This window comes from Bacillus cereus group sp. BfR-BA-01355 (genome assembly GCF_022663675.1).
Classification (GTDB): Bacteria; Bacillota; Bacilli; order Bacillales; family Bacillaceae_G; genus Bacillus_A; species Bacillus_A thuringiensis_S.
Window position 1 is genome coordinate 1 of the sequence record NZ_JAKUFY010000184.1, and the last position, 5777, is coordinate 5777.

Sequence of the window (5777 nt, forward strand, 5' to 3'; positions counted from 1 at the left end):
GTAACAAATTTGGTTGCTTAACTGTAATAAAGATGGTTTAAAAGGTAACAAATTTGGTTCCTTAACTGTAACAAAGATGGTTTTAAAGGTAACAAATTTGGTTCCTTAACTGTAACAAAGATGGTTTTAAAGGTAACAAATTTGGTTGCTTAACTCTAGCAAAAATATTTCTAAAGATAATAGTTTTAACTATAACAAAACTGGTTCTGAAAATAACAAATTTGATTATAAGCATAACAAAACTGTTCTAAAGATAACAAATTTAGTTATATACTTTATAAATGTAAATATTTCCAAAAAAGATGTTACTATTCAAACGATTTTCGGAATACTTTTATATAGAACAAAGGGCTTGTTAACTGTAATAGTGAGAGTGTAATTTTCTGAATAAACAAAAATAAAATGCAGCAAAGGAAATATACTTGTTATAGTTAGTAGAACAGTAGAGGTAAGAAAGAAGGGACGTATGTAGGTATGTCTGATAGTAAAGATTTGCAGATTAAAGAAAATAATATTGTTTCAAAATCAAATACTTTAATTGAAGCGAATTCACGTTTAAATTTAGTAGAACAAAAAATATTACTTTGTTTGGCTAGTAATATTGAGCCTAATGATTGGGATTTTAAAACCTACACATTCTCGATTAAACATTTTCATGATCTACTTGATCTAAATGGATCTACTAAATATTCGGAGTTAAGTAAAATTACTAAAGAATTACTATCAAAAGTAATTGAAATTCGTACTGGAGAAGATCTGATGCAGGTATCTTGGCTGTCTTCAGCAATTTACAATAGAAATAAAGGAACAATTGATATGCGTTTCGATCCATTATTAAAGCCATTTCTATTAGAATTAAGCAACAAGTTTACAAGCTATAGATTAGCTAATGTTATTAAATTGAAAAGTACATACGCTATACGTATTTATGAACTACTAAAGCAATATGAAGATTTAAAGGAACGTACAATTAGTCTTCAAAATTTAAGGTATTACTTGGATGCAATGGATATATACCCTAACTATGCGAATTTTAAGCAACGTGTATTAAAACCTTCTCAAAAAGAATTGAATCAAAAAACAGATATTTCTTTTGAATTTGAAGAAATTAAATTAGGCAGGAAAGTACAAAAAATCAAATTTATTATCTATAGTCAAAAAAAGAAAGATAACAATTTAGTTCATTTTGAAAAGAATTTAGATAAATTTCAACAGCCCAATACATTTGAACAAAAAATTAAAAGATTTGAAGAACGTTGTAAAGAAAAAGTATTTCCTAAAGTGTTAAAAAAATGGGAAGCTCATAAAGAAATTGTATTAGAAATAATTGAGGATATAAGATTTCGTTCAGATATTAGTTCTCCAATAGGTTATGTAGAATTCACTTTAAATTCCCGATTAAAAGAATTGTCTGATAAAGAAATACCAAACAAAAGTAGTCAAAATAAGAAGGTTTCTCATAATGATATAGTATTAGAGATTGATAACATTATAAATTTAGTTATCAATAAGTATTCAACAGCTACAGGCGCTGTAGCTACATTTTTAGTTAAAGACACAGCAATTGAGAAATTAGTAAGAGTAGTTACATTGGAAGAAGCTGAAGCCATTTGGATAGAACATGAAACGTTTGTTATGGATAAAATTTATGAATATATTAAAAAGAATATAAGAAGAAAAAGATACTAGATTTAAAGTGAAATTAGATAGTAATAACCATTCAGTATTCTTGTTGTATTATCACCTTGTGTTGGTCGTGAAATACAGAAGAAATGTGTTTGATGATGATATGTCAGACTATGCAAAAGATATGTTTGTTCGACTATCTGAAAACTATAACATCACATTAGTTGAATGGAATCATGATGTAGACCATGTTCATATTTTGTTCAAGGCATACCCTAATACAGAAATGACAAAATTCATCAATGCTTATAAAAGTGCAAGTTCTCGAATCATTAAAAGAGAATTTCCACAAGTGAAAAAGAAACTTTGGAAAGAGATGTTTTGGTCAAGAAGTTTTTGCTTGCTAACTACTGGTGGTTCGCCAATAAACGTAGTAAAAACATATATTGAAAATCAAAGTGAAAAGTGAGGTGAAATGATATGACAAAGCAGAATAAAGCATATAAATTCCGTTTGTATCCAACAGAAGACCAAGCACATCTTATGCGTAAAACCTTAGGTTGTGTACGTTTCGTGTATAACAGAATGTTAGCTGAACGAAAAGAAGCGTATGAAAAACATAAAGATGATAAGGATCAACTCAAGAAACAAAAGATTCCCACTCCTGCAAAATACAAAGCAGAATTTGAGTGGTTAAAAGAAGTTGATTCATTAGCTTTGGCAAATGCTCAACTAAACTTGCAAACTGCCTATAAAAATTTCTTTAGTGGTCAAAATGACTTCCCAACATTCAAAAGCAAAAAAGACAGAAAGTCTTATACAACGAATGTAGTGAACGGAAATATTATGTTGCTTAACGGTCATATCAAATTGCCAAAACTGAAAATGGTACGTATCAAACAGCATAGAGAAATACCACAAGACCATATAATCAAGTCATGTACGATTTCTATGACACCTACTGGTAAATACTATGTGTCCATTTTGACTGAATATGAAAAAGAGATCGTACAAAAAGAAGTAGAAACATTTGTTGGGTTAGACTTTGCGATGGATCAATTATACGTCAGTTCTGAGGATGAGAGAGCCAATTATCCTAAGTTCTATCGTGAAATGTTAGACCGATTAGCAAATGCTCAACGAGTATTATCAAGACGTACAAAAGGTTCAGGGCGTTGGAATAAACAACGTATCCGTGTAGCTAAGCTGCATGAAAAAGTAGCAAACCAACGTAAGAACTTCCTTCATCATAAGTCTAAAGAGTTAGCTACTCATTTTGATGTTGTAGCTATTGAAGATCTAAATATGAAGGGAATATCGCAAGCACTTCATTTTGGAAAAAGTGTCGCTGATAATGCTTGGGGTATGTTCACTTCTTTCTTAGCTTATAAACTAAATGAACAAGGCAAACAGCTTGTGAAAATAGACAAATGGTTTCCTTCCACAAAAACATGTAGTAGTTGTGGAAATGTAAAAAATATGTCATTGTCTGAGCGAGTCTATTCTTGTATATGCGGTGTAAATCTCGATAGAGATTATAACGCAGCTATCAATATCAAAAATGAAGCAATACGCCTATTGGCGTTAGCATAGATAGCAATAAAATAACCCTTGGAACAAGGGAGTTAGCTCGGCTGTCTTAGGACGAATTCGTTAGCTACCAAAAGTAACGACTAACCGAGAAGCCCCCACTTCAAACAGTCCGTTAGGACGTTAAGTGGCGGGTAGTTCACAGTGTGTTGGAGCACCATATAATATATGTATTTATTAGTAAGGGGCGTTTAATTTCCGAAATATGTATCTTAGTAAAAATAAAAAAGGACAGTTAAAAACTGCCCTTTTTTCTATCTTTTAAAGATAGTTACCGAACAGGTAATTTAGGGTTTTGGGGTATAAGATGATTATCATCTCATTGTTAATGTATGTAAGTAATATAAAATGGCTTGTACAATTGTTGAAATTAGTAGTTTTTATTTTAAATAAATTAGCTAATTGGGAAATTGATAAAGAAACTAATTCATTAATCAATTTCCTTATTTCATAATATATAATGCAAATGAATTTTTAGGAAAAGATAAGAGGGTGAAGACTCTTATCTTATTTTGTTTTTAGGGATTATTATATTATGTAGATTGATTGAATTATTTTAATATTTAAAAAGAAGGGATTTATATAAGATAAATCCCTTCAATAAAATAATAGAAAGGTAGAATACATTATATGTGCAGAGTTTCAATTATGTTTGTACATTTTTAATAAATTAATTTTATGTAAAAGGTGCCAAGAAATACTTTGTAGTTTTATTTCTTGGCGTGGGTATTTATTTGGGTCATTTGGATGCCGACCTTACAATAATATATGGTCGATATATGGAATAGTTTGTTATTTATGTTTAGTTAAGTGAAATGAAATTTAGAAAAGAAAAACACCTATTTTGTAATAGGTGTTTTTCTTGCAAATTGGCTTATAAATTAAGGGAAAGATTTTTCCTTTAATTAAAACTTATTAATCTTCTCTATGATCATGTTTATGTTCGTCACATTCTTTACAATGTCTGCGACGTTTACAGCAGAAACGATCACAATCAGGTGAATTTATAGAGATTACGTTAATTTTGTTAATTGCAATACGTGCTAATCCTGGGAAACAATCGAAGTCAGATAAAATAATTACGTTGTTTCCTTGAAAACCTTGGAATGTTGCACTTGTAGGTGGTTGGCAATCATATTGAAGAACAATACAAGTACCAGGAGTTAATGTTCTTAAGAATTGTAATAACTCTGGATTATTATTCACCTGTCTAATGTTTTCTTCTTTTCGGTGATGATCTCTGTGCTGATCTCTCCAATCATCACATCTATTGAAATCATAACCTCCCCCAAAACCAAAACCCATCAAAATTACCCCCTTTCATTCGTTAGTACATCTTATGCTCGTCTAGAAAGGATGGTGTGAGTATAGGAGTCTAGTTAAGTGTGGATTTTTTATGTAAATATGAAATGGTGTAATAAAATTATTTTTGGTTCTGGTGCAAAAAATCTATAAACCTTGGACATACGGATATTATTACACTGAAAAGGTGTGTGCTTGGTATGAAAAAAATTGAAGCTAATAATTGTAATACCTTATTCTGGCTAATAGAAGAAGTGAAGTATAAATTCGAGTATAAATTTCATTTGACACAACAAAGCAGCCAGCTTAATTGGCTAACTACTTGTTGTACAAAAGAAAATTAGGCCCTACAAGTTAGGTTGTGTAACTTTAAAGTTACTTTTATAGTATAAACCTTATTGGAAATGTTATTCGGAAGGAAATATAATAATGATAATTTCATTTTGTAGAGATTATTTACGCATGAAAAAAGCGCTTATATAGCGCGCTTAAAGTGAACTTTCAGATCATGCCTGCCCATAGGTGATCTAGATGCATGTGTAGCATACAGTAGCATATGTAAATTTGAATTGAATTGTGTGCAAATTAATTAACGATACAGGGGTAGAAAAAGTGTCCATAACAGATTCTTATTCTTTGTTATGTTAAAACTACACAATTAACGTATTAAAAACCTTTTTTAGGCATAACAAGAATTGATAGTCATACAATGATATAGAAAGGTCTATCCAACATATAGATTACCTCTGGCACTCTGAAAAGACACCTAATTAAGGTGTCTTTTTACTTTTTATTAAAGTACAGGATAAGCTTAACCGCGCCTATTCCATTTATTCAGTTAAAACTCCAATTGTATTAAGAGCGTCTACTGCCCCGGATGTTCTCTTTCTATTGAACAAAATCGTTATTTCAAGTGAATAAAAAAGAGCACACATATAAGTGTGCATCTAGACTAAAAGGGTTAAACTTATGGAGTGGAGTGCCCCATACAATAATATATGCTTGTCTGATTTAAAGGTGACAAGTTGTTTATAAAAACGCTATTTGGTATGAAAATGTAAGAGCACTCCAGAGAGTGCCCTTCTGTAACGACTATCCACTCTAAAAAGATAGGATGGAATATATCATATGAAGTTATGTTTGTTTAATTGGGTGTCTTTCTTACGATTAGTCAACTGTTTTTTAGAGCTATAATTGATTGGATTCCAGAAATTTCAAGCCGAATAGAATGCAAACCAAATACCCCTAATATGTGTTCA

At 30.7% G+C, this 5777-nt stretch carries 5 protein-coding genes; 4 read left to right on the plus strand and 1 reads right to left on the minus strand.

The annotated features are described in order from the left end of the window. Window positions 1-474 precede the first annotated feature (474 nt). The 4 genes from MR167_RS29955 (at window position 475) to MR167_RS29970 (ending at window position 3670) form a co-directional block, all read left to right on the plus strand. Window positions 475-1689 (plus strand): replication initiation protein, encoded by a 1215-nt coding sequence (locus tag MR167_RS29955; protein WP_199689531.1) that lies wholly within the window; start codon window positions 475-477, stop codon window positions 1687-1689. 7 nt (window positions 1690-1696) lie between these two features. Then, complete coding sequence (gene tnpA / locus MR167_RS29960; RefSeq protein ID WP_242316124.1) at window positions 1697-2095, plus strand: IS200/IS605 family transposase; 399 nt, start codon at window positions 1697-1699, stop codon at window positions 2093-2095. Window positions 2096-2106: 11 nt separating this feature from the next. Beyond that, a complete protein-coding gene (locus MR167_RS29965; protein ID WP_242316125.1) occupies window positions 2107-3219 on the plus strand; it encodes an RNA-guided endonuclease TnpB family protein in 1113 nt (370 codons plus the stop codon). A 304-nt stretch (window positions 3220-3523) separates the two neighbouring features. Next, window positions 3524-3670, plus strand: a complete 147-nt coding sequence (locus MR167_RS29970; protein ID WP_242316126.1) for a hypothetical protein — start codon at window positions 3524-3526, stop codon at window positions 3668-3670. 461 nt (window positions 3671-4131) lie between these two features. Here MR167_RS29970 and MR167_RS29975 read toward each other — a convergent pair whose 3' ends face one another. Beyond that, entirely contained in the window at window positions 4132-4521 is a 390-nt protein-coding gene (locus MR167_RS29975) for a hypothetical protein (RefSeq protein ID WP_242316127.1), read from the minus strand. Window positions 4522-5777: the final 1256 nt, after the last annotated feature.